Genomic DNA, 20386 nt, shown 5'->3' with positions numbered 1-20386 from the left:
CGCGACCACCACCGGACCCGCACCACGCACACCGCGACCACCACCGGACCCGCACCACGCACACCGCGACCACCACCGAACCCGCACCACGCACACCGCGACCACCACCGAACCCGCACCATGCACACCGCGACCGCGCCCGTCGTCGTGACGGTTCCCACCACGGCGACCGTCTCGCACCACCACCACCGCACTCCCTGCTTCCGACGGGATGGAAAAGGGGTTTCTGACAATTCGGTCAAAACGACCGGACCGGTTACGGCCGTCCGGCCCCTGTCGGCCGGTATGGAGTTCCTCGGTGCGGTCCGGGAGCGAGGCGTCGCCGCGGCTGCGCGCGCCCCCGACGCCGCGACGCTCGCCCGGGTCGGCCTCGGCCTGATGGTCCTGCTCGCCGGCATCCACAAGCTCCTCGCGCCGAGCGCGTGGGCCGTCTACGTGGTCGACTGGCTGGCACCGTTCCTCGTCGTCTCGCCGGTCGAGTTCATGCTCCTCAACGGCTGGCTCGAACTCGCCTTCGGCCTCGCCATCCTCGTCGACCGCTACACCGCGTTCGCGGCGGCCGTCGCGGCGGTCTCGCTCACCGCGACCGTCGGCTATCTCGGCATCGTCTGGGCCGCGGCGGGTCGGTTCGGGGACGTGCTGGCTCGGGACGTGGGGCTGGCGGCGCTGGCGTGGGCGGTGCTGGTGGAGGCGCTCCGGGAACCGAGCGGCTGACCGCACCCGCGTGAGAACACCTGGCGTGCTGTTCCCTGCATTCGGGCATAAGCCATGGGCCGGGGCCCATCCGATGACAACGGTCCCCACGGGTTTCCACCCTCGCGTCGGAAGCGATGGCTGGTCCCCATGGACGAAGACAGGTATCCGCCCGAGAGCGGTCGCCGGCGGTTCGTGAGGGGTGTCGTCGGTTCGAGTAGCCTCGCAGCGATGGGCACCGGAACGATGGGTGCGCTCAACATCGCCACCAACACCGGACCCTCGACCGGTGGACCGACTGACTACATCGGCATCGAGAACACCGACGGCCCGGCCCCCCGCGGGATGCCGATCGTCCCGCTCACGACCGACGACGAGGGGTATCTGAAGGGCGTCTGGCCGGAGACGACGGTCAGGGAGTATCCGGACGGGAGTACCGCCACCGTCACCGCCGAGGACATCGGCAACGTGACCTACAGCGGCCGCTGGTTCCAGTACTGTGGCATCCAGACCGCCGCCGGTCTGGAACCGGAGGCCGACCAGGACAACTTCCTCCGGTCGAGCCCGGGCCTGTTCGACTGGCAGGCGGACATCGAGCCCGGGACGAAGCTCACCCTGGAGCATCTCGACGATTACGAGGAGTGGCAGGGACCCGTCGGGTCAGCCGGCGCCGGGAAGGCCGCGCAGGCGACCTGGCGCTCCGAGGCTGGCGAGGGGGAGGAGGTGAAGCAGCTCCCCGTCCAGGTCCTCCGGTCGCCCGCGGTCTCGGACCTCCCCGACGGACACGAACACGGTGCCTTCCTCGAGGCGGCCACGGAAGCGGACTGCATCGCCTGGCTGGACAAGTGCACGCACTTCTGCTGTACGCCCGGGTTCAACAGCTTCCCCGATGCCCCGAAGTTCGGCGCGGCAGATGCCGTCTACTGCCAGTGCCACCAGTCGGTGTACGATCCGCTCTCGCCCGTGGCGTTGTCGTTCAACGCCTTCCCACGGCCGGACTGAGCGCGGGACGGCAGCTCCTCGTGCCCGGTACGGCCGCGTTCAGTACGAGCGCGGCATCCCCAGTTCGTGCTCGCCGAGGTAGTTGAGGATCATCTCGTTGGAGACGGGTGCGGTCTTCGTCAGCCGCAGGTTCCGCCAGATGTCGAACACCTCGTACTCGGGGGTGAAGCCGTTGCCGCCGTGGGTCTGGATGGCGCGGTCGGCGGCCTCGAGGCCGAACTCGCTGGTCAGGAGGCTCGCGGAGTTGGCCTCCGTGCCGCAGTCCTCGTCCTCGTCCCACAGCTTCGCGGCCTTGTAGGTCACCTCGCGAGCAGCCGTCAGCTTGGCGTACGACTCGGCGATGGGGTGCTGGATGGCCTGGTGGGAGCCGATGGGGGCACCGAAGACGTTCCGGTCGTTTGCGTAGTCGACCGCGAGGTCGACCGCGCGCAGGCCGCCGCCGAGCGCCGAGGCGGCGCCCGCGATGCGCTCGGTGTTGAGCGTGTCCCACAGCAGGTAGAGCCCGCCGTCGACCGTTCCGAGGACATCGTCCTCGGTCACGCGCAGCCCGTCGATGTCGACCTGGTACTGCTTCTCGAACCAGGGGAGCTCGACCTCGACGTGGGTGAGGTCGATGGCGTCCCGCTCGGCGGGGTCCTCGACGAGGAACAGGGTGACGCCACCCGTCGGGTTCGACTTGTCGAACTCCGCGGTCCGAGAGACCAGCAGCATCGTGTCGGCGTTCTCGACACCGGAGATGAACATCTTCTGTCCGCTGACCGCCCACTCACCGTCGCCCACCTCCTCGGCCATCGTGTCGATGTTGAGCGTGTTCGTCCCGGCGGCAGCCTCGGTCAGGCCCATGCAGAACGTCACGTCGCCGTTCGCGATGCGCGGAAGGTACTCCTGTTTCTGTTCCTCGGTGCCGTGGCGCTGGATACCGATGCCGCCGAACACCGGCGTGAGGACGAAGACGATGCCACCCATCGTCCCGGCCCGCGACAGCTCCTCGATGACGATGGTCATCTCCAGCATCCCGAGGCCCTCGCCGCCGTACTCCTCGGGGATGGCGACGCCGAGCCAGCCGGCGTCGGCGAGCGCGTCCCAGTACTCCTGTGGGAACCGGTACTCCTCGACGCACTCGCGCCAGTACTCGCGCGGGAAGTCCGCCGCGAGGTCCTGTACCGAGTCACGGATCATGTCGTGCAGGTCCGCTTCACCTGTTGCCATGTCCCGTGAGAACGAGCAGCACAACTTAGCGGTTGCCCCCGGCAGGATGAGGGTCTTTATGGCCCGATGGGACTACCCGATGGTGGCCCGGCCGACGAGCGACGCCACCTCGAGTTCGAAGATCCGGATCTCGACCGCCGAGACCGACTCGTCGAATATCCGGACGGGGCCGAACCAGTCGTTGACCGTCGCGGCGTCGATGCCGTGCTCGTCGGGGTCGACCTCGTGGAGGTCGCCCCGGGCGAGGATGCTCCAGGACTCGTAGTCCCCACCGTGGCCGTAGACGAGGAACTCGGGGCGCTCGGTCGCCGCGAGGAACTCGAGCTTGTCGCTCTCCCCGTCGTCGGTCAGCCGGACGTAGAACTGGTCGCCGTCGTAGTGGTAGTCGACGGGGACCGCGTAGGCGTCGCCGCCGTCGGCGAGCGAGAGGACGCCGACGTGGTGGGTCGAGAGCAACTCCTCGACGTCCTCGTCGCGGAGCCCTCGCGTCGTGGCGTACTGGATGTTCTCCATGTCCATACGCGAGAGGACACACCACCGCGGCTTCAACACTCCCGCTGTTCTCGGGGAGTGAGAGCCATGGCGGGGCCCACTGAGTGCTCGGCGCTTCGACCCAGGTCCACGATCAGCGGATGCGCGGCTGGCCGGGTGATGGACCGCGATGAATGGTCGGACTCCCGAGGTTGCCTGGGGGTTCCAGCACGGGTGAGGCCTGCTCGCCTTCTCCACCCCGCGACCCCACGGGCGACAGGTGTCCCCGATACCGATGCTCGCTTCCGCGCCTGACGGGGTTCTCGGGGTTAACCGGGCTCGTACCTCCCTGCAGAGGCCGGTGCCCGGACCGCTGCCCTCGTGGGACGAGGCTTCTACGTTGGCTCGCAGGGCCCGCACTGGTTCTCCCAGACGCGCCCGGTGTTCGGTCCCAACATGAAGACCGTTGGAGGCGATGGAGCAGTGGCCTAACTGCCCGACCTAGTCCGATTTGAAGGTATACCGTTCCGGCTTAAGGGCCTTTCGGGAAGTCGCCGCGAACGAGCTGTCGTGCCCCGCGCCGAACCACTGCACGGCGGTGGGTTCAGAGTAGCCCCAGCGTCCGGGCGTACCAGGCGGCGCTCCCCGCGGGCACGATGGAGACGGCGGCGAGCACCCACCGCTGGTAGGTGAGTGACGCGGCGTTGCCGCCGATGACATCGACCCGAGCGGTGAGGGCGAAGGAGACATCGATGACGAGGATGAACAGGCCGAACACGAGCGCGGCGCCCGCCACCAGCGCCGGGTCCGAGCGCTCCTCGCGCCCCGCCGCGAAGACGATGATACTCACGAACGCGAGCAGGCCAGCGGCCAGCGGCGTCACGGCGCCCGACCCGTAGTACGTCGACACCGACGACGCCGTCTCCTGCAGGTACGGCCACACCAGCGCCGCCAGCACGAGCAGACAGCCAACGATGCCCAGCGTCGGGGCCGCCTTCGTCCGGTCCATGTCGGGCGGTGCGGGCGTCCGCGTCTTAACGACGGCGTCTCGGGGTGCGCGGGCGGGCTGTGGAGCCGTCGCGCTCGGCCCCCCGAGGCACAACGGATAGGGTCCCCCGGACGGAAGGGCTGGTATGGCCCTCGGAGGCGCGACGAAGAAGCTCCAGCAGATCGTCGACATGGCGGAGGAGACGTACAAGCGACTGAACGAACTGCGCGACCAGGTCCAGCAGATGCGCGAGACGGTCATCGACACCAACCGACGGGTCCGCCGGCTGGAGCGGGAACTCGACGACCAGGGGGCGCTCGTCGAGGCGCTCGCCCGCGACGCCGACGTGGACGTCGAGCAGGTGCTCGCGGAGGCGGCTATCGAGGAGGCCGAACCCGGCGAGCCGGACCCGGCACCCGACGCGCGCGCCGACGCGGGGGAGGATGGGTCCGGAGCCGACGAGGGGGTCGCCGACGCCGAAGGGACCGGGTCGTAGAGCGCCTGTGGGGGCGCTCCCCCCGGTGTGGACGGGAGCCTGATGGGACCAGCTAGCCCAGAAGCCGCTGGTGGACGACCTTGATGCAGCGGTCCTGGACGAACTTCCGGCCCGACTCCTCGACACGCGCGCCGGCGTCGTCGTCGCGGATGTTCAGCTGGAGCCACACCGCGGCCACGTCGTCGCGCGCGAGTACCTCGTCGACGATGCCGGCGACCTCCTCGCTTGGCCGGAACACGTCGACCACGTCGACCTCCTCCTCGACCTCCGAGAGCGAGTCGTAGGCGGGCCGGCCCTGTATCTCGTCGGCGGTCGGGTTGACCGGAATCACGTCGTAGCCGTGTTCGACGAGATAGCGCGGGACGCCGTGTGCGGCCTTCCCGGGCGAGTCGGACATTCCGACCACGGCGATGGTATCCATCTCGAGTATCTCGCGCAGTGCCGCATCGGAGTTGACTGGCATGTGTAGAACAACTCCCGGACGAGGGTAAAGGTTGGCGCGGCGGTGCGTCACGGGAGCCGACGCCGTCGAGGTGCGGAATCGTCAGAACCGGAGATTCCGCCGCATTCATGGGCAGTCCACGGCCGTTCGCCGGCCGGGAGCGGTGGCAGTGTACCTCGCAGTTTTTATCATCCACGCCGGGCGGAGGTAGTGTAGATGACACGGCCGGGCGCGATAGGAGTCGTCGTATTCCTCGTGGTCGCCAGCGTCGCGCCCGCGCTGGCGCTGCCCGCCACGGCTGGCGGCGCCAGCGCGCCGGGCGGCCCCGCGGTCGCACAGGTCGGGAACCAGGACGTCGACTCCACCGAGTTCCGTATCAGGGTCTACGAGAACACCTCGGCACGGTGGACGTTCGTCTACAAGGTGAACCTGAACAACGAGTCCGAGCGCGAGGACTTCCGGGCGTACGCCGACCGGTTCAACTCCCAGGAGACGGAGCTCTACACGAACTTCAAGGAGCGCGCACGGAGCGTCACCGCGCAGGGGACCAACGCCACGGGCCGGCAGATGAACGCCTCCGGTTTCTCGAAGGACGCGCAGGTCGTCGCGCTGACGGACAACCAGGGCATCGTCCGGATGAGCTTCCGCTGGTCGAACTTCGCGACACGCGTCGACGGGACGGTCGAGATAGGTGACGTGTTCACGGGCGGCTTCTACATCGGCCCGGGCCAGCGGCTCGTCGTACAGCACGGGCCGAACCTCCGGTTCCAGTCAGCCGCGCCGCAGCCGATTCTCGACGAGGACTCGCTGGCCGCGAGCGACACGCTGACCTGGGTCGGCGAACGCTCGTTCGTCGACGAACGGCCGCAGGTCCGGCTCGTCTCCCCGTCCAGCCCCACGCCGACAGATGGACCCGGCGACCCCACGGAGTCGACGACCCCCACCAACGGCTCAACGGGCTTCCTCCCGATCCTCGGGCTCGGCGTGGTCCTGCTGCTCGGCCTCGGAGCCGCGCTGGCCTACGGCGCGGGCGCGCTCCCGGGCCGCGACGACGATGGGGGCGCGGCGGCAGACGACGCGAGCGGCTCCGGCGGTTCGGGTGGCGGCGCCGCGGCCGAGGCGGGCGACGCGGGAGCGGCGGGCGCAGGAGCCGCGGGCGCGGCCGGCCAGTCCCCCGAGCCGGCCGTCTCCGACGAGGAACTGCTCGAGGACGACGAGCGCGTCATGCGCCTGCTCGAGGAGAACGGCGGTCGGATGAAGCAGGTCAACATCGTCGAGGAGACCGGCTGGTCGAAGTCGAAGGTCTCGATGCTCCTCTCGGACATGGAGGACGAAGAGCAGATATCGAAGCTCCGCGTCGGCCGCGAGAACATCATCTCGAAGAAGGGGATGGAGCCGGACGCCGCCGGGTCGCCGTTCGACGACGAGGAGTGAACCGGCGACAGGCGAGCAGGGGCGGTCACCGCCGCCCGATACTCGTCGCGAACAGTTCCCCGCCGTCCGGGGCGTGGACCTCGACGGTCACCTCCTGCCCGAGTGTCCGCGCCGCTTCGAGCGAGGGCGGGTCGGCGGTGGCGCGGAGGGTACCGTCGGTCGCGACCCAGAGGTAGCGCCGGTCGTCGCCGAACGGCTCGTCGAGTGTCGTCTCGTACAGCGTGCCGTTGGAGATGACCGTCACGATGGCGCCCTCGGGGACGGCGTCCCCGTACAGGTGGACCAGTTCGATGCTGGACTCGTTGAACCCGAACACGTCGAGTTCGAGCTGGAGCGATGCGCTCGGCGGGACAGCGTCGACCCACGCCGGTCGCTCGGGAGCGGCGGCGCCGAGCTGGACCACCTCGTAGGTGGTGTGGTAGGTCTGGCCCTCGCCGTAGTCCACGCGGACGTCGGCGCTCCGGATGATGCCGTTCTCGTCCACGACGAGCGTGGAGACGGTGTCGGTCACGCCGTCGTTGCCGACGCGGTCGATGGTCGCCGTCAGCGTGATGTAGTCGAGCCCGTCACCGCTCTCGACGCTCGTCACCTCGTGGTCGGTACCGGCGAACTGGATGTCGCGCTGGAGGCTGCCGAACCAGACGAAGTACTCCGCGGGGTAGAGTCGCTTCTGCAGGTCGTATGTCGTCGACCCGCTCTCGATGTGGCGGTTGTACTGGTGGGTGGTGTTCACCCAGACGCTGTTGACGATGACGCTCTCGTTGCCCTCGAAGTCGAACCCGGAGGAGGTCCCGTTCAGGTACGCGACCTCACCACCGGGTCCGGCGGTCAGGGTGAGGTTCAGCCGGTTGCTCGGCTCCCCGTTGTAGGTACTGGTCACGGTCTGGTTCACGACGAACCCGTCGGCCAGGAGGCCGCGCTGATGGGCGTCGATGAGCGTGACTGGGTTCTCGATCCGCTCACTGGTGACGCCCGGGGCGAGCTCCTCGGCGCCCCCCGGCGTGGGCGTCGGGGTGGCCGTGGGCGTGTCAGTCGGGGTGGGCGTCGGGGTCCCTGCGGGGCCGCCGGTGAGTGAGGAACAGCCGGCGAGCAGGACGAGCAGCGCGACGAGGCTCACGATGGCGCGGTTCATGCTGGTGGTACGTCACCAGCTGGCGTAGATTGGCGGGTTGATTCTCAGCGAATGGGACAGATATATGCGAGGTACTGTCTCTCTACGTGATAGTGATGATTTATTCATGCCAAAGTCACACAATATCCATTTTATATGGGTTGTATGGGGAACTGAAGAAAAATTCTCGCGGGGCGCCCGGACTGACCCGTGGATGCTGGTGTCGTCGAAATCGCAGCGGGCCCATCGCCCCGGCAACGTATTTCACTGTGGCCCACGTCGTTCGACGTGGCGTGGAACAGCGCCAGTACCATGACCTACACACTCGAGATCAGCGACGAACTGAAAGAGCGGATGGAGCGGCATCTGGAGGAAGACGAGACGATGGAGGAGTTCGTCGAGGAACTCGTCGCGGTGTACGAGACGGAGGGGTCCTTCCTGCGGGAGGGCTACTCGGAGTAACTCCGCACCGACATCGCTGGCCGGGCAACAGCGGTCTAACAGTTCACTCCTCGGTCCCGTAGTCGCCGCCGTACCGCATGAAGAAGTAGGCCAGCCCCAGCACCGAGAGGCCGGCCACCAGCGTGCCGACGACGAGCGACCGTGCGCTGTCCGGTACCTGCGGGACGAGGCCGCCACCGCCACTGGTGGGCGTGCTGCCGCCGGTGCCGACGTTGACCGTGCCGAGCATCCCGGCACCCTCGTGGGGATGCAGAAGTACTCGTAGGTGCCCTCGACCTCGAAGGTGTGTTCGTAGGTTCCGCCGCCGCCGACCTCACCATCGGGGTAGGCGTCGCGCGCGGCCTGCTCGCTGTCGAACCCGCCGCTGGCGAAGAACTCGGCCTCCTCTGGGATGTCGTCCTCGTACGCGGTGACGCTGTGCCCGATGGAGCCGACGTTCTCCCAGACGACGGTGTCGCCGGGTTCGATGGTTATCTCGTCCGGGTCGAACACGAGCCCATCGGTCATGTCGACCGTGTGGGTGGTGCCGTCCTGCGCGGCGGCGGCGCCAGTCGCGCCGGCGAGCGCACCGGCACCGGCTGCCGTTCGGAGGAACGTTCGACGCGAGACGGCGACTGACTCTGCGGACATACACGAAGGTAGGCGGCTCTGGGGTATGAGGACTTCTGCAGTTCCTTACAGGTGACATCCGGGGAAAGGTTCAAACCTACCCCCCGGAACGGTTCTCAACAGCGGGGAACGGTCGTCGCTTCTAATCCACTCCGGGTCCCATGGTCGGGCGAGCACATGTTCGACAGCATCCCCCTACCGCCACTCGGCCGCCGAGCCGGGGCGGGAACGGACCGATGACGCGACACGTCCTGGTCCCCACCGACGGGTCGCCGCTGGCGCGCCAGGCGCTCCGGCACACCCTGCGGGAGTTCCCGGACGCGGACATCACCGTCCTGCACGTGGTCGACCTGTTCGAGCCGACCTACGGCGAGCATCAGGGGTTCGAGCCGACCTACGAGCACATGATGGGCACGGCGGAGTGGTACGAGGCCACCGAGCGGGTGACCGACGCCATCCTCGGCACGGCGCGCGACCTCGCCGCGGACTACGACCGCGAGGTGACGACCGACTCCGACATCGGTGACGTCGACCGGGTGGTGTTGAGCTACGCCGAGGAGGAGGACGTGGACCACATCGTGCTGGGCGCCCACGGCCGAGAGGGAGCGGACAGGCCGTTCTTCGGCAGTGTCGCCGACACCGTCGCCCGGCGCGCGTCGGTCCCGGTGACGCTGATCCGGTGAGCGTACGCGCCCCGTGGACGCCCCCGGCCGTCACCGCGCGACGGTGACCGGGACGGGCGACCGGCGGACGACCGTCTCCGCGACGCTGCCGAGCAGGACGCGCTGGACCCCGGTCCGACCGCGACTCCCGACGACGACGCGGTCGACCTCGTCGAGCGCGGCGTACTCGAGGATTGTCCGGGCGGGGTCGCCGAACGCGACCTCCGTCTCGACGGTGACCCCACGCGACTCGGCGAGGGCCGTCGCCTCCTCCAGGATGCGCTCGGCGGCGTCCTGTGCGGCGTCCATCGCGTCATCGAGCCCCCGGTGGCCGTGGACAGCGAGCGCGCGTGGCGGGTCGACGACGTGCAACACCAGCAGCTCGTCGGGAGCCCCCGCGAGGGCGAGTTCGAGCGCCGCCCGCGCCGGGTCCGAGTCGTCGATGGGGACGAGCACGACCATGGCTGAGGCTCCACGTCGAGGGTGAAGAATCGGGGGGTCGGTTCCGGGATTCCGGGAGCGGGGCCGTCTGGCACGGGACGGCACCCACGAACCGGACTGGAACCGGGGAATGACAGGTGGGGGAGCCGGGGGGTGGCGACCGGGGGCGGCCGCCGGGACTACGGGAGCAGGCTCAGACCAGCAGCTGGATGTCGGCCTCGACCATCTCCTGGAAGGCGCTCGCGGCGCCGACGCCGGTCTCGACCTCGTCGAAGAAGTCGTCCTCGTCGTAGCCCATCAGGTCGATGGTCATCTGGCAGGCCTGGAACTCCACGCCCTGGTCGATGGACGTCTCGATGAGCTCGCGGACGGTGGCGACCTCGTTGTCGGCGATCTGCTTCTCCATCATCCGGGTCGTGACCCGGTCCATCCCCGGCAGCGCGCCGACCACGTTGGGGACGGGCATATTGGGGTTGCCGACGGAGCTGAGCTTCAGGTCGTCGGCCTTCTCTTCGTGGAGGATCTCGAGCCCCCAGAAGGTGTGGAATACGGTCACGTCGTAGCCGAAGGCGGCCGCCGTGCTCGCGAGGATGAGCGGCGGGTAGGCCATGTCGAGGGTCCCCTTCGTCGCGATGATGACCATCTTCTGGGGGTCGTCGTCGACGTCGCTCCGTACGGCCGCGAGTTCGTCCTCCAGTTCGTCGATGCGGGACTGGAGTGCCTCGAACTCCTCGGCCGAGGGCGGCCCGTCGGGGGTGGGCTGGGTGTCAGTGCTCATCGTTACTCGGTCTTGCGGATGTAGTGCTTGTAGACGGCCTCGCCGTCCTCGGTGTCCTCCTGCTGGTCGACGAGCTCGGCGTCGTCGGTGGAGTCGGCCCAGCCCTTGATGTCGCTCATGCTCCCGGAGTCGGTCGCGACCACCTCCAGCGTCCCGCCGGGGGCGAGCCCGTCGAAGGCTCCCTTGGTCTTGACGACCGGCATCGGGCAGTTCTGTCCCTTCACGTCGAGCGTCTCGGTAGGTGTTTCCGTACTCATGTTTCGGATGTCCTCTATTGGGACTATCGCACAATATTGGCTTGCCCGTGATAAGGATATCGATTATTGCCCAAAATGAGCATAACTGTGGCAACGAGTGCGCACGCCTGAAACAACTGTTGTGGAGGCAGATACCCAACAATATGGTCTTTATGGGAGTTCTGAGGGTTATGGCGACGGACCGTGAGCTCGAGACCGACTGTCGCGACCATTCTGCGCGCGAGTGGTATTGCGTTAGATTGGAAATACTATGCAAAATCTTAAGTCGGTCACTCCAGTACGAGGGAATGCACACATGAATCCGGAAGAGTTGGGCGTCGAGATGCCCGACGTGACTGTCGAATCGACCAGTCCCGAGCAGCTCAAGGCCCGTATCGACGACGGGGAGGAGGTCACGCTCCTGGACGCCCGGATGTCGAGCGACTACGAGGAGTGGGCCATCGAGGGCGAGAACGTCGAGGCCATCAACGTTCCCTACTTCCAGTTCCTCGACGAGGAGATCGACGACGAGGTCCTCGAGCAGCTGCCCGAGGACGAGCACATGACCGTCCTCTGCGCGAAGGGTGGCTCCAGCGAGTACGTCGCCGCCGAGCTGCAGGTGCGTGGCTACGACGTCGACCACCTCGAGGACGGGATGAACGGCTGGGCCTCCATCTACGAGGCCGAGGAGGTCACCGACTACGACGGCGCCGGCACGGTCGTCCAGTACCAGCGCCCCTCCAGCGGGTGCCTCGGCTACATGGTCTACGATGGTGACGAGGCCGCTGTCATCGACCCGCTCCGCGCGTTCACGGACCGCTACCTCGAGGACGCCGACGAACTCGGCGTCGAGCTGACGTACGCCATCGACACCCACATCCACGCCGACCACATCTCCGGCGTGCGCGCCCTCGCCGAGGAGGGCGTCGAGGGGGTCGTCCCCGCGGCCGCCGCCGACCGCGGCGTCACCTACACCGACCAGGTGACCCTCGCCGAGGACGGCGACGAGTTCGCCGTCGGTGACGCGACCATCGAGACCGTCTTCACGCCCGGGCACACGACCGGAATGACCAGCTACCTCGTCGACGACAGCGTGCTGGCGACGGGTGACGGCCTCTTCATCGAGAGCGTCGCCCGCCCGGACCTCGAGGAGGGCGACGACGGCGCGCCCGACGCGGCCCGGATGCTCTACGAGAGCCTGCAGGAGCGCGTCCTCACGCTCGACGACGACGTGCTGGTCGGCGGCGCCCACTTCAGTGACGCCGCCGAGCCCGCCGAGGACGGCACCTACACGGCCCCCATCGGCGACCTCGTCGACCGGATGGACGCGCTGTCGATGGACGAGGACGACTTCGTCGACCTGGTCCTGGCGGACATGCCGCCCCGCCCGGCCAACTACGAGGACATCATCGCCACGAACCTCGGCCAGCAGGAGGCCGACGACGAGGAGGCGTTCACCCTCGAACTCGGCCCGAACAACTGCGCAGCCAGCCAGGATGCGCTCACCAGTGACTGAGGCGAGATAGATGCTCAGTGGACTACTCGGGCTGGAGGCGTTCTTCCCCAACGGCGTCAGTCACTACGCCATCGGCGGCCTGCTCGTCGGACTCGGGACGGCCGTCATCTACTACGGGACCGGGATTCCCGCCGGCGCGAGTACGTTCCTGGAGTCGACCCTGTCGTACGTCTCCGACCGGGACCGGTTCCAGCAGTACCGCGCCTCGCGTGACTGGCGTGTCGTCTTCACCGTCGGCATCGTCCTCGGGGCGGCCGTCTACGCCGTCGTCTTCCAGGGCGGCGCGTGGACGACCGAGGTCGCCCCGTGGCGGCTGTTCGTCGGCGGGACGCTCGTCGGCGTCGGCACCCGCGTCGGGAAGGGCTGTACCTCCGGCCACGGCATCTGTGGCGTCGGCTCGGTCTCCCGGACGTCCATCGTCGGCGTGGCGACGTTCATGCTCGTCGCGATAGTGGTCGCGAACATCGTCGCCGCACTGGGGGTGACACCGTGAGCGCGAACACGGGCCGGCATCCGCTGTTCCTGCCGGTCATCCTCGTCGGCGGCCTGATCTTCGGCTTCGGGCTCGGCTTCAGCCAGATGGCCCGTCCGGAGGTCGTGCTCGACTTCCTCACCTTCGAGGACCTCGGGCTCCTGTTCGTGATGGGCGGCGGCTCCGTGGTCGCCGGTCTCGCGTTCTGGGTCGTCCCGCGCTTGCGCGACGGGGCCCCCCTCACCGGCCGCTCGTACCGGCGGCGGCTGAAGTCGTTCGACCGGCGCGTCCTCGTCGGTGGGAGCATCTTCGGCGTCGGCTGGGGCCTCGCCGGTATCTGTCCCGGCGCGGCCTACGCCAGCCTCGGGGTGGGCAACTGGCCCATCCTCTACGCCATCGCCGGGATGTTCCTCGGCGCGTACGCGCAGGGGGTCTGGCGCAGCCACCGCGCCGACGATTCTGCCAGCCCCACACCGAGCGACGACTGACGCGGCCCCCGATTCTCCCTCATCCGAACGGACCGAGAATCACCCCGTACAGCAAGGGTGCTCCAGTTCCAACCGTCGGCAATGACATCCCCCGTGTCCCCATCGCCGACTGCATACCTCTCCGGCGAACGCGTCGTCGATATCGCGGGTGACCTGCTCGGGGTCGACTCCCAGAACCCGCCGGGGGACACCCGCGAACTCGCCGCGCTCGTCGAATCGTTCCTGGACGACCTCGGTATCGTGACCGAGCGTGTCGCGGTGGACCCGGCGAAGCCGAACCTGCTCGCCACCATCCCCGGCGAGCGCGACCGGACGCTCCTGTTCAACGGCCACCTCGACACGGTCCCGTTCGATGTCGACGAGTGGACCCACGACCCGCTCGGCGAGCGCGACGGCGACCGGCTCTACGGCCGCGGCGCGACCGACATGAAGGGGCCGTTCGCGGCCATGCTGCACGCCGCAGAAGCGTTCGTCGAGACCGACACGACGCCCCCCGTCGACCTCGCGTTCGCGTTCGTGAGCGACGAGGAGACCGGCGGGGGCGCCGGAGTCAGCGCACTGCTGGAACGTGACGCCGTCGATGCCGACACCTGCGTCATCGGCGAGACGACCTGTGCCGGCGGGAACCACTCCGTGACCGTCGCCGACCGCGGGAGCATCTGGCTCACGCTCCGGGCGAGTGGCGAGGCCGCCCACGGCTCCCGGCCGATGCTCGGGGCGAACGCCATCGACCGGCTCTGGGCCGCGATTACGGCCATCCGGAGCCGCCTCCCGGCCCGTGACCTCGACCTGCCGGCCGCGATGGACGCCATCGTCGAGGAGTCGGTGGCCTACTACGAGCCGACGATGGGCGCAGAGACGGCCCGGACGCTGTTCGAACATCCGACGGTCAACCTCGGCACCATCGCGGGCGGCGAGAGCATCAACACGGTCCCCGGCTCCGCGAGCGCCGAACTCGACATCCGTCTTGCCGCCGGCGTCGAGACGCCCGCGGTGCTGGCCGATATCCGTGACTGCCTGGACGACTACCCGCACGTGACCGTCTCGGACACGAGCTGGTCGGTCGGCACCTACGAGCCGCCGGACAGCCCGCTGGTCGAGGCGGTCGCCTCGCTCGCCGCGGACGTGACCGACGAGCGCGTCTACCGCCGGAGTGCCACCGGCGGCGGCGACGCCAAGAAGTTCCGCAACGCCGGCATCCCGACCGTCGAGTTCGCGCTCGGGACCGACACCGTCCACGCCGTCGACGAGTACACCACCGTCGACGCGCTCGCCGGGACCGCCGAGGTCTACACCCGACTGCCGGCAGCCTACGCCGAAGCGGTCGACTGAACGGTACCCCTTTCCCCACCATCTTGGAATTACCACGCAATACTATACCCAGTGGGGACCGAGATGAGACCAGACCCATGAGCGAGACACAGGCGGAGAAGACGGTCGATGCGCGCGGGGCGGCCTGCCCCGGACCCCTGATGGACCTCGTCGGTGCCATCCGCGAGGTCGACTCCGGCAGCGTGGTCGCACTGCTGAGCGACAACGACCAGTCGCTGGTCGACGTGCCGGAGTGGGCCGACGAATCCGGGAACGAGGTCGTCGCGACGGAAGAGGAGGACGACTACTACCGTATCCTCGTGAGGAAAGCATGACACAGGAGGTCGTCATCGTCGGCGGCGGGACGGGTGGGTCCGTCCTCGCCAACGACCTCGCCGACCGGTTCGCGTCGGAGATCGACGCGGGTGACGTGCGCGTCACCCTCGTCAACGACAGCGAGGACCACGTCTACAAACCCGTCTGGCTGTACGTCCCGTTCGGCAAGCGCGAGCCGTCGGACGGCCGGCGGCCGCTCCGCGACCTCGTCGACAGCCGCGTCGACGTCGTGGTCGACCGCGTCACGGACATCGACACGGACGCCCAGCGCCTGACCTACCGCGACGGTGGCGGGCCGGGCCGGTACGACAAACTGGTGCTCGCCACGGGGTCGACGCTGGCGCCCGACGAGATTCCCGGCCTCGCCGAGGGCGGGCACAACTACTACACCGAGGAGGGCGCGCTGGCGCTGCAGGACGAACTGCTCTCGTTCACCGAGGGCCACCTCGTCCTGAGCGTCATCGGGTCGCCCCACATGTGTCCCGCGGCGCCGCTGGAGTTCGTCTTCATGGCGGACGACTGGTTCCGCAAGCGCGGGCTCCGCGAGGACATCGATATCACGTACACCTACCCCATCCAGCGGGTCCACGGCAACCCCCACATCGCGGAGTGGGCGGCACCGCTGATGGAGGAGCGTGACATCAACGTGGAGACGTTCTTCAACGCCGAGGAGATCGACGCCGAGAACGGCGTGATGACCTCGATGGAGGGCGGGGAACTCGACTACGACCTGCTCGTTGCCATCCCGCCCCACCGCGGCATCGACCTCGTCGAGGAGGCCGGTCTGGGCGACCGCGGCTGGGTCGAGGTCGACAAGGGAACGCTCGAGGCCGTCCACGCCGACAACGTCTACGCCCTCGGTGACACCGCCGACACGGGCGTCCCGAAGGCCGGTAGTGTCGCGCACTACCAGGCCGGCGTCGTCGCCCAGCGCATCGCCAGCGAGCTCCGGGACCGCCCGGCGACGGAGGTCTACCACGGCAAGACGGTCTGCTTCATCGAGACCGGGATGGACGCGGCCTCGTACGTCGAGTTCGACTACGAGACTCCGCCGTCGCCGCCGAGTCCTTCGAAGAAGCTCCACTGGGCGAAACTCGCGTACAACGAGTCCTACTGGCTGACCGCACGGGGGCTGCTCTAACCATGGCCGACGACGAGACACCCCGGACAGAGACGGACGGCTCCGGCGAGGCGGCCGAGAGCGAGGCGGTCGAGGAAGCGGCCGAGGAGACACCGGAAGGAGCGGAGGAGCTGACGGGCCGCGAGCAGCTCGAGGCGGCCATCGAGGAGAACCCCGAGGCCGTCGCCGAGTTCGTCGACCGGCTCGACGCCGTCAACGAACTGCTGGACGTGCTGGCACTGGGTGAGGAGGCGATGACCGACGAGATGGTCGTCGAGCTGGCCGACACTGGGTCGACGCTGGCCGAGTCCGCCGACGGGCTCGCCACCGAGGAGACCGTGCGGCTCGCCGAGGGCGTCGGTGCGAACGGGGACGAGCTGGCCGACGCGATGGAGACGCTGGTCGAACTCCAGCGGAGCGGGGCGCTCGACGAGCTGGCCGAGCTGGCGGACGTCCTCTCGCTCGCGACCGACGCGATGACCGACGAGATGGTCGTCTCGCTCGCCGGCACCGGGTCCAGCCTCGGTGAACTGGCCGACACCGCCGCCGAACCGGACACCCGGGACGGCCTCGCCCGGCTCCTGTCAGCGGTCGGGTCCGCCGAGCGGACCGAACCGGAGTCGCCCAGCACGCTCTCGCTCGTGAAGTCGCTCCGCGACGACGAGGTGAAGCAGGGGATGGGCTACGTCGTCGCCCTCGCGAAGGCCATCGGCTCGGGTGCCGGCGACCCCGGGGAGGGAGTCTGACCCCGGGCGGAACCGTCTCGACGCCACAATATATTTGTATGTATTGGGAACTACCAACAATACTATGAACGCGCGCCGCCACGTTACACGTATGCGCGCCGTGTACGCCACCGACCTGTCCGACGCCATCGAGACCGCCATGGGCTCCCGGATCTGCCTGGAGTGCCTGGAGCGGTACGGAATCACCGAGATCCACCTCATCAACGTGACCAGCCCGAACGTGACGACCGGGATGCCCGGGAGCGACTTCGGCAAGCGGGCCCGGAAGGGGCTCGACCGCCAGCGCGAACTGCTAGAGGCCGAGGGGTTCGACGTGGAGACCCACGTCGTCCGCGGGACGCCCCACCGGCGCATCAACGGGCTGGCCGAGCAGGTGAACGCCGACCTCATGATCGTGGGGTCACGCGGGAAGAGCCCGCTCCGTGAGCGGTTCATCGGCGGAACCGCCCGGAACGTCGCCCGGACCGCCGTGCGACCGCTGCTGGTCCAGCGCATCGTCGAGACCGACGAGGCGGGCCACGAGGTCGCCAACGAGCACCTGTTCCAGCGCGTGCTGTACGCGACGGATTTCTCCGAGAACGCCGAGCGCGCGTTCGAGCAGTTCCGTAACCTCAAGCGCGCCACGCAGGAGGCGACGCTGGTCCACGTGACCCCGCCGGAGCGCCGCTCGGAGCCGGAGGTCGTCGAGGACGCCGAGGAGCGCCTCGCCGAGCTGGCAGACCGGCTCGAGGGGATGGGCATCGAGACGCGGACGATGGTCCGGGCGGGCGAGGCCAGCGAGGAAATTCTCGCGGCCGAGGCCGAGGTGGACCCGACGAGTATCCTCATGGGTTCGCGCGGCCGGAGCCGCCTCCGCCGGCTCCTCCTGGGGAGCACCTCCGAACGCGTGACGGCACGGGCGAACTCCAACGTCCTGCTGGTCCCGCCGGTCGCCGTGCGCTGAACGGCGCTCGGGGCGACGACCTGTCGGGGAGCGGACGGCTATCACAACTCCCTTGCCCTCCCCCCGAGTGGAGTCGGGTATCAGGTGGTTCACGTGACCAAGAAGAGCGAGTACACGGGCGATTACCCCGACAAGACGCTGTATCTCCCCGGCCCGACCGAGGTCCGCGACGACGTCATCGAGGCGATGTGCGAACCGATGTTCGGCCACCGGATGGACCGGATGACGGACCTCTACACGACCATCGTCGAGGACACGAAGGAGTTCCTCGGCACCACGAACGACGTCATCGTCCTGACGGCGTCGGGCACGGAGTTCTGGGAGGCGACGACGATGAACCTCGTCGAGGACCGGATGCTGGTCCCGACCTCGGGGAGTTTCAGCGAGCGCCAGGCCAACGTCGCCGAGCGCCTCGGCAAGACGGTCGACCGCATCGAGTACGACTGGGGCACGGCGGTCAAGCCCGAGGACGTGCGCGACGCGCTGGAGGAAAGCGACGAGGGCTACGACGCCGTCGGGATGGTGATGAACGAAACCTCCACGGGCGTCCGCAACCCCGTCGAGGCGGTCGGTGACCTCCTCGGTGACTACCCGGACACCTACTTCGTGGTCGACGCCATCTCCTGCCTCGGTGGCGACTTCGTCGACGTAGAGGCCCACAACATCGACTGCATCTTCACGTCGACGCAGAAGGCGTTCGCCATGCCGCCCGGCCTCGCGGTCTGCACGGTCAGCGACGCCGCCCGCGAGCGCGAACTCGAGAAGGACTCGGCCTCGTGGTACGGCGGCTTCCAGCGCTGTCTGGACTACTACGACCGGAAGGGCCAGACCCACTCGACGCCCGCCATCCCGCTGATGCTGGCCTACCGCAAGCAGATGAAACACATGCTCGAGGAGGGCCACGAGGCGCGCGACCAGCGCCATCAGGAGATGGCCGAGTACACGCGCGACTGGGCCCATGAACACTTCGGGCTCTTCCCGGAGGAGGGGTACGAGTCACAGACCGTCACCTGCGTCGAGAACACGCAGGGCATCGACGTGGCCGCGACCATCGACCAGGTCAGCGAGGAGTACGACATGGTCTTCTCGAACGGCTACGGCGACATCGGCGAGCAGACGTTCCGTATCGGGCACATGGGCGAACACGACGTCGAGAGCATCAAGGCGCTCACCGACGCCATCGAGGACGTCGCCGGGCTGTAGTCGGTCCGTCCGGTGCCGTCGGCACCCCTGGGCGGGCCCGTGCGGACCCTGCTTTATCACTGTCCCGGCTGTAGTCGTGCCATGCTCTCTCGAATTCTGGTGCCGATGGACGACTCGGAGATGGCGCAGCGAGCGCTCGAGTACGCCCTCGAGAATCATCCGGACGCCGAAATCACCGTCCTGCACGTCGTCGGGGAACCGTCGTCGATGTGGGGGGCTGCGACGGGGCTCGCGCTCGAGGAGAACGTCGAGGAGGCCGCCGAGGAGCGCGCGGAGACGGTGTTCGACCGCGCCAGGGAGCTGGCTGCCGACCACGACATCGAGATAACCACCGAGGTCAAGCTGGGCGATCCGACCCGGGCGATTCTGAACCGGGTCGAGGACTTCGACGCGGTCGTGATCGGGACCCACGGCGGGTCGATGGCCGACCGCCTGTTCGTCGGTAACGTCGCGCAGAAGGTGTTCCGCCGGTCCCCTGTCCCCGTAATCGCCGCCCGCTAGGGGCGGCTGCTAGTGGTACGCCTTCTCGCCGGCCTCGATGGGCACCTCCAGCCAGTTCTCGCCCGGCGGCAGCGGGCACTCGTACCGGTCGGAGTAGGCACACGTCGGGTTGTACGCCTGGTTGAAGTCCAGGAGCCACCCGTCCGGCGAGCGGTGTTCGTCCGCCTCGAGGTCGATGTAGCGCCCGGCGCCGTAGGTCTCGTCGCCGCTCGTCGCGTCACGGAACGGGACCCAGAGCCGGTCCTCGTCGGGGTCGCTCTTGTAGGCCTGGACGACGACCTCCTCGCCGTCGATGTCGACGCGGAACTCACCCCAGCGGAGGTACTCCTGCTCGCCGTCGGTGCTGGTGGCGACCGTGACCCGCTCTTTCTCGTCGTGCTCGTGGAGCGGGACCCGGAACCGGTAGTCCTCGTCGGGCGGGTAGTGCGAGAGGCCGTCGAAGTCGGCCCGTTCGTGCGGGGTGAGCGGCGAGTGCTCGCTCTCTGCGAAGTACTCCTCCTTCCGCTGGCGCTGGGTCTGTAGCTGCTGCTTCCAGTTGGTGCTCATGTGGGAGTGTAGGGTCTCCACCGGAACAAGTCTTTTGCAGATTCTACAATACTGGGACTGTTGCCGTCTCGCTGTCTCACTGCCACGGACTCCTGCAGGTCACGGGCTGGAAGAAGCCCCGGACGCCGGGGTGGAAAACGGAGCGGTCGGAGTGCCTCCCCGTTGGAGGC

At 68.4% G+C, this 20386-nt stretch carries 26 protein-coding genes, 1 other RNA gene and 1 pseudogene; 16 read left to right on the top strand and 12 right to left on the bottom strand.

Going from position 1 to position 20386, the window contains the following annotated elements:
• The first annotated feature begins 285 nt into the window (after positions 1 to 285).
• Both NL114_RS14145 and NL114_RS14140 read left to right on the top strand, forming a co-directional pair.
• Positions 286 to 714, top strand: a complete 429-nt coding sequence (locus tag NL114_RS14145; RefSeq protein WP_254821562.1) for a DoxX family membrane protein — start codon at positions 286 to 288, stop codon at positions 712 to 714.
• Between the two features lie 129 nt (positions 715 to 843).
• Positions 844 to 1695 carry a Rieske (2Fe-2S) protein gene (locus NL114_RS14140; RefSeq protein ID WP_254821561.1) on the top strand — a complete coding sequence of 284 codons (852 nt, stop codon included), beginning with the start codon at positions 844 to 846 and terminating at the stop codon, positions 1693 to 1695.
• A 39-nt stretch (positions 1696 to 1734) separates the two neighbouring features.
• On the opposite strand, the gene NL114_RS14135 is transcribed toward NL114_RS14140, so the two are convergent.
• From NL114_RS14135 to NL114_RS14120, 4 genes are all read right to left on the bottom strand, one after another.
• Positions 1735 to 2904, bottom strand: coding sequence for an acyl-CoA dehydrogenase family protein (locus tag NL114_RS14135; protein ID WP_254821560.1), 1170 nt, complete (start codon positions 2902 to 2904; stop codon positions 1735 to 1737).
• 72 nt (positions 2905 to 2976) lie between these two features.
• Positions 2977 to 3423 carry a pyridoxamine 5'-phosphate oxidase family protein gene (locus NL114_RS14130; RefSeq protein ID WP_254821559.1) on the bottom strand — a complete coding sequence of 149 codons (447 nt, stop codon included), beginning with the start codon at positions 3421 to 3423 and terminating at the stop codon, positions 2977 to 2979.
• A 148-nt stretch (positions 3424 to 3571) separates the two neighbouring features.
• Positions 3572 to 3887: signal recognition particle sRNA (gene ffs, locus NL114_RS14125), an RNA gene on the bottom strand.
• A gap of 92 nt (positions 3888 to 3979) precedes the next feature.
• Positions 3980 to 4384 carry a DUF7548 family protein gene (locus tag NL114_RS14120; protein WP_254821558.1) on the bottom strand — a complete coding sequence of 135 codons (405 nt, stop codon included), beginning with the start codon at positions 4382 to 4384 and terminating at the stop codon, positions 3980 to 3982.
• Positions 4385 to 4508: 124 nt separating this feature from the next.
• Between NL114_RS14120 and NL114_RS14115 the strand changes: the two genes are divergently transcribed.
• Positions 4509 to 4859: a DUF5798 family protein gene (locus NL114_RS14115; RefSeq protein ID WP_254821557.1), complete on the top strand. Its 351-nt coding sequence runs from the start codon at positions 4509 to 4511 to the stop codon at positions 4857 to 4859.
• 52 nt (positions 4860 to 4911) lie between these two features.
• On the opposite strand, the gene NL114_RS14110 is transcribed toward NL114_RS14115, so the two are convergent.
• The gene (locus NL114_RS14110; protein ID WP_254821556.1) at positions 4912 to 5322 is read right to left on the bottom strand and encodes a CoA-binding protein; all 411 of its coding nucleotides are present in this window, start codon (positions 5320 to 5322) and stop codon (positions 4912 to 4914) included.
• A gap of 195 nt (positions 5323 to 5517) precedes the next feature.
• On the opposite strand from NL114_RS14110, the gene NL114_RS14105 reads away from it, so the two are divergent.
• Positions 5518 to 6735: a helix-turn-helix transcriptional regulator gene (locus tag NL114_RS14105; protein ID WP_254821555.1), complete on the top strand. Its 1218-nt coding sequence runs from the start codon at positions 5518 to 5520 to the stop codon at positions 6733 to 6735.
• Between the two features lie 25 nt (positions 6736 to 6760).
• Here NL114_RS14105 and NL114_RS14100 read toward each other — a convergent pair whose 3' ends face one another.
• The gene (locus NL114_RS14100; protein ID WP_254821554.1) at positions 6761 to 7867 is read right to left on the bottom strand and encodes a hypothetical protein; all 1107 of its coding nucleotides are present in this window, start codon (positions 7865 to 7867) and stop codon (positions 6761 to 6763) included.
• Between the two features lie 291 nt (positions 7868 to 8158).
• Between NL114_RS14100 and NL114_RS14095 the strand changes: the two genes are divergently transcribed.
• Positions 8159 to 8308 (top strand): DUF7557 family protein, encoded by a 150-nt coding sequence (locus tag NL114_RS14095; protein ID WP_254821553.1) that lies wholly within the window; start codon positions 8159 to 8161, stop codon positions 8306 to 8308.
• 43 nt (positions 8309 to 8351) lie between these two features.
• On the opposite strand, the gene NL114_RS14090 is transcribed toward NL114_RS14095, so the two are convergent.
• Both NL114_RS14090 and NL114_RS21750 read right to left on the bottom strand, forming a co-directional pair.
• Positions 8352 to 8537: a hypothetical protein gene (locus NL114_RS14090; RefSeq protein ID WP_254824772.1), complete on the bottom strand. Its 186-nt coding sequence runs from the start codon at positions 8535 to 8537 to the stop codon at positions 8352 to 8354.
• Between the two features lie 71 nt (positions 8538 to 8608).
• Positions 8609 to 8815 (bottom strand): annotated as a pseudogene (locus NL114_RS21750) (plastocyanin/azurin family copper-binding protein); the annotation flags it as partial.
• Positions 8816 to 9153: 338 nt separating this feature from the next.
• On the opposite strand from NL114_RS21750, the gene NL114_RS14080 reads away from it, so the two are divergent.
• Entirely contained in the window at positions 9154 to 9600 is a 447-nt protein-coding gene (locus tag NL114_RS14080) for a universal stress protein (RefSeq protein WP_254821552.1), read from the top strand.
• A gap of 30 nt (positions 9601 to 9630) precedes the next feature.
• On the opposite strand, the gene NL114_RS14075 is transcribed toward NL114_RS14080, so the two are convergent.
• From NL114_RS14075 to NL114_RS14065, 3 genes are all read right to left on the bottom strand, one after another.
• Positions 9631 to 10041, bottom strand: a complete 411-nt coding sequence (locus NL114_RS14075; protein WP_254821551.1) for a universal stress protein — start codon at positions 10039 to 10041, stop codon at positions 9631 to 9633.
• A 172-nt stretch (positions 10042 to 10213) separates the two neighbouring features.
• Entirely contained in the window at positions 10214 to 10798 is a 585-nt protein-coding gene (locus tag NL114_RS14070) for a DsrE/DsrF/DrsH-like family protein (RefSeq protein ID WP_254821550.1), read from the bottom strand.
• Positions 10799 to 10800: 2 nt separating this feature from the next.
• Positions 10801 to 11055, bottom strand: a complete 255-nt coding sequence (locus NL114_RS14065; RefSeq protein WP_254821549.1) for a sulfurtransferase TusA family protein — start codon at positions 11053 to 11055, stop codon at positions 10801 to 10803.
• A 295-nt stretch (positions 11056 to 11350) separates the two neighbouring features.
• On the opposite strand from NL114_RS14065, the gene NL114_RS14060 reads away from it, so the two are divergent.
• From NL114_RS14060 to NL114_RS14015, 10 genes are all read left to right on the top strand, one after another.
• The gene (locus NL114_RS14060; RefSeq protein ID WP_254821548.1) at positions 11351 to 12550 is read left to right on the top strand and encodes an MBL fold metallo-hydrolase; all 1200 of its coding nucleotides are present in this window, start codon (positions 11351 to 11353) and stop codon (positions 12548 to 12550) included.
• A 10-nt stretch (positions 12551 to 12560) separates the two neighbouring features.
• Positions 12561 to 13043 carry a YeeE/YedE family protein gene (locus NL114_RS14055; protein WP_254821547.1) on the top strand — a complete coding sequence of 161 codons (483 nt, stop codon included), beginning with the start codon at positions 12561 to 12563 and terminating at the stop codon, positions 13041 to 13043.
• On the top strand, positions 13040 to 13510 hold the full coding sequence (locus NL114_RS14050; RefSeq protein ID WP_254821546.1) for a YeeE/YedE family protein: 471 nt from the start codon (positions 13040 to 13042) through the stop codon (positions 13508 to 13510). Before NL114_RS14055 ends, NL114_RS14050 begins: the two co-directional genes overlap by 4 nt.
• A gap of 81 nt (positions 13511 to 13591) precedes the next feature.
• Positions 13592 to 14842 carry a M20 family metallopeptidase gene (locus NL114_RS14045; protein WP_254821545.1) on the top strand — a complete coding sequence of 417 codons (1251 nt, stop codon included), beginning with the start codon at positions 13592 to 13594 and terminating at the stop codon, positions 14840 to 14842.
• 77 nt (positions 14843 to 14919) lie between these two features.
• The gene (locus tag NL114_RS14040; RefSeq protein WP_254821544.1) at positions 14920 to 15156 is read left to right on the top strand and encodes a sulfurtransferase TusA family protein; all 237 of its coding nucleotides are present in this window, start codon (positions 14920 to 14922) and stop codon (positions 15154 to 15156) included.
• Positions 15153 to 16298, top strand: a complete 1146-nt coding sequence (locus NL114_RS14035; RefSeq protein WP_254821543.1) for an NAD(P)/FAD-dependent oxidoreductase — start codon at positions 15153 to 15155, stop codon at positions 16296 to 16298. Before NL114_RS14040 ends, NL114_RS14035 begins: the two co-directional genes overlap by 4 nt.
• 2 nt (positions 16299 to 16300) lie before the next feature.
• On the top strand, positions 16301 to 17023 hold the full coding sequence (locus NL114_RS14030; protein WP_254821542.1) for a helical membrane plugin domain-containing protein: 723 nt from the start codon (positions 16301 to 16303) through the stop codon (positions 17021 to 17023).
• Between the two features lie 91 nt (positions 17024 to 17114).
• Complete coding sequence (locus tag NL114_RS14025; protein WP_254821541.1) at positions 17115 to 17966, top strand: universal stress protein; 852 nt, start codon at positions 17115 to 17117, stop codon at positions 17964 to 17966.
• Positions 17967 to 18059: 93 nt separating this feature from the next.
• Positions 18060 to 19169 (top strand): pyridoxal-phosphate-dependent aminotransferase family protein, encoded by a 1110-nt coding sequence (locus tag NL114_RS14020; RefSeq protein WP_254821540.1) that lies wholly within the window; start codon positions 18060 to 18062, stop codon positions 19167 to 19169.
• A gap of 81 nt (positions 19170 to 19250) precedes the next feature.
• A complete protein-coding gene (locus NL114_RS14015; protein ID WP_254821539.1) occupies positions 19251 to 19670 on the top strand; it encodes a universal stress protein in 420 nt (139 codons plus the stop codon).
• A 9-nt stretch (positions 19671 to 19679) separates the two neighbouring features.
• On the opposite strand, the gene NL114_RS14010 is transcribed toward NL114_RS14015, so the two are convergent.
• Positions 19680 to 20216, bottom strand: coding sequence for a DUF1684 domain-containing protein (locus NL114_RS14010; protein ID WP_254821538.1), 537 nt, complete (start codon positions 20214 to 20216; stop codon positions 19680 to 19682).
• Between the last annotated feature and the right edge of the window lie 170 nt (positions 20217 to 20386).

It is taken from the genome of Haloglomus halophilum, from assembly GCF_024298885.1.
GTDB lineage: Archaea > Halobacteriota > Halobacteria > Halobacteriales > Haloarculaceae > Haloglomus > Haloglomus halophilum.
The sequence above is the reverse complement of the archived record's forward strand: the minus strand, read 5'-3'. Positions and strand labels throughout refer to the sequence as shown.

Excerpts from the sequence above, each read along its gene's own strand:
- NL114_RS14025 (WP_254821541.1), top strand. The coding sequence starts at position 17,115 with ATGCGCGCCGTGTACGCCACCGACCTGTCCGACGCCATCGAGACCGCC.
- NL114_RS14080 (WP_254821552.1), top strand. The coding sequence starts at position 9,154 with ATGACGCGACACGTCCTGGTCCCCACCGACGGGTCGCCGCTGGCGCGC.
- NL114_RS14090 (WP_254824772.1), bottom strand. The coding sequence starts at position 8,537 with ATGCTCGGCACGGTCAACGTCGGCACCGGCGGCAGCACGCCCACCAGT.
- NL114_RS14010 (WP_254821538.1), bottom strand. The coding sequence starts at position 20,216 with ATGAGCACCAACTGGAAGCAGCAGCTACAGACCCAGCGCCAGCGGAAG.
- NL114_RS14040 (WP_254821544.1), top strand. The coding sequence starts at position 14,920 with ATGAGCGAGACACAGGCGGAGAAGACGGTCGATGCGCGCGGGGCGGCC.
- NL114_RS14070 (WP_254821550.1), bottom strand. The coding sequence starts at position 10,798 with ATGAGCACTGACACCCAGCCCACCCCCGACGGGCCGCCCTCGGCCGAG.
- NL114_RS14065 (WP_254821549.1), bottom strand. The coding sequence starts at position 11,055 with ATGAGTACGGAAACACCTACCGAGACGCTCGACGTGAAGGGACAGAAC.
- NL114_RS14130 (WP_254821559.1), bottom strand. The coding sequence starts at position 3,423 with ATGGACATGGAGAACATCCAGTACGCCACGACGCGAGGGCTCCGCGAC.
- NL114_RS14110 (WP_254821556.1), bottom strand. The coding sequence starts at position 5,322 with ATGCCAGTCAACTCCGATGCGGCACTGCGCGAGATACTCGAGATGGAT.
- NL114_RS14100 (WP_254821554.1), bottom strand. The coding sequence starts at position 7,867 with ATGAACCGCGCCATCGTGAGCCTCGTCGCGCTGCTCGTCCTGCTCGCC.
- NL114_RS14075 (WP_254821551.1), bottom strand. The coding sequence starts at position 10,041 with ATGGTCGTGCTCGTCCCCATCGACGACTCGGACCCGGCGCGGGCGGCG.
- NL114_RS14145 (WP_254821562.1), top strand. The coding sequence starts at position 286 with ATGGAGTTCCTCGGTGCGGTCCGGGAGCGAGGCGTCGCCGCGGCTGCG.
- NL114_RS14115 (WP_254821557.1), top strand. The coding sequence starts at position 4,509 with ATGGCCCTCGGAGGCGCGACGAAGAAGCTCCAGCAGATCGTCGACATG.
- NL114_RS14015 (WP_254821539.1), top strand. The coding sequence starts at position 19,251 with ATGCTCTCTCGAATTCTGGTGCCGATGGACGACTCGGAGATGGCGCAG.
- NL114_RS14035 (WP_254821543.1), top strand. The coding sequence starts at position 15,153 with ATGACACAGGAGGTCGTCATCGTCGGCGGCGGGACGGGTGGGTCCGTC.
- NL114_RS14030 (WP_254821542.1), top strand. The coding sequence starts at position 16,301 with ATGGCCGACGACGAGACACCCCGGACAGAGACGGACGGCTCCGGCGAG.
- NL114_RS14045 (WP_254821545.1), top strand. The coding sequence starts at position 13,592 with ATGACATCCCCCGTGTCCCCATCGCCGACTGCATACCTCTCCGGCGAA.
- NL114_RS14060 (WP_254821548.1), top strand. The coding sequence starts at position 11,351 with ATGAATCCGGAAGAGTTGGGCGTCGAGATGCCCGACGTGACTGTCGAA.
- NL114_RS14055 (WP_254821547.1), top strand. The coding sequence starts at position 12,561 with ATGCTCAGTGGACTACTCGGGCTGGAGGCGTTCTTCCCCAACGGCGTC.
- NL114_RS14105 (WP_254821555.1), top strand. The coding sequence starts at position 5,518 with ATGACACGGCCGGGCGCGATAGGAGTCGTCGTATTCCTCGTGGTCGCC.
- NL114_RS14140 (WP_254821561.1), top strand. The coding sequence starts at position 844 with ATGGACGAAGACAGGTATCCGCCCGAGAGCGGTCGCCGGCGGTTCGTG.
- NL114_RS14120 (WP_254821558.1), bottom strand. The coding sequence starts at position 4,384 with ATGGACCGGACGAAGGCGGCCCCGACGCTGGGCATCGTTGGCTGTCTG.
- NL114_RS14095 (WP_254821553.1), top strand. The coding sequence starts at position 8,159 with ATGACCTACACACTCGAGATCAGCGACGAACTGAAAGAGCGGATGGAG.
- NL114_RS14135 (WP_254821560.1), bottom strand. The coding sequence starts at position 2,904 with ATGGCAACAGGTGAAGCGGACCTGCACGACATGATCCGTGACTCGGTA.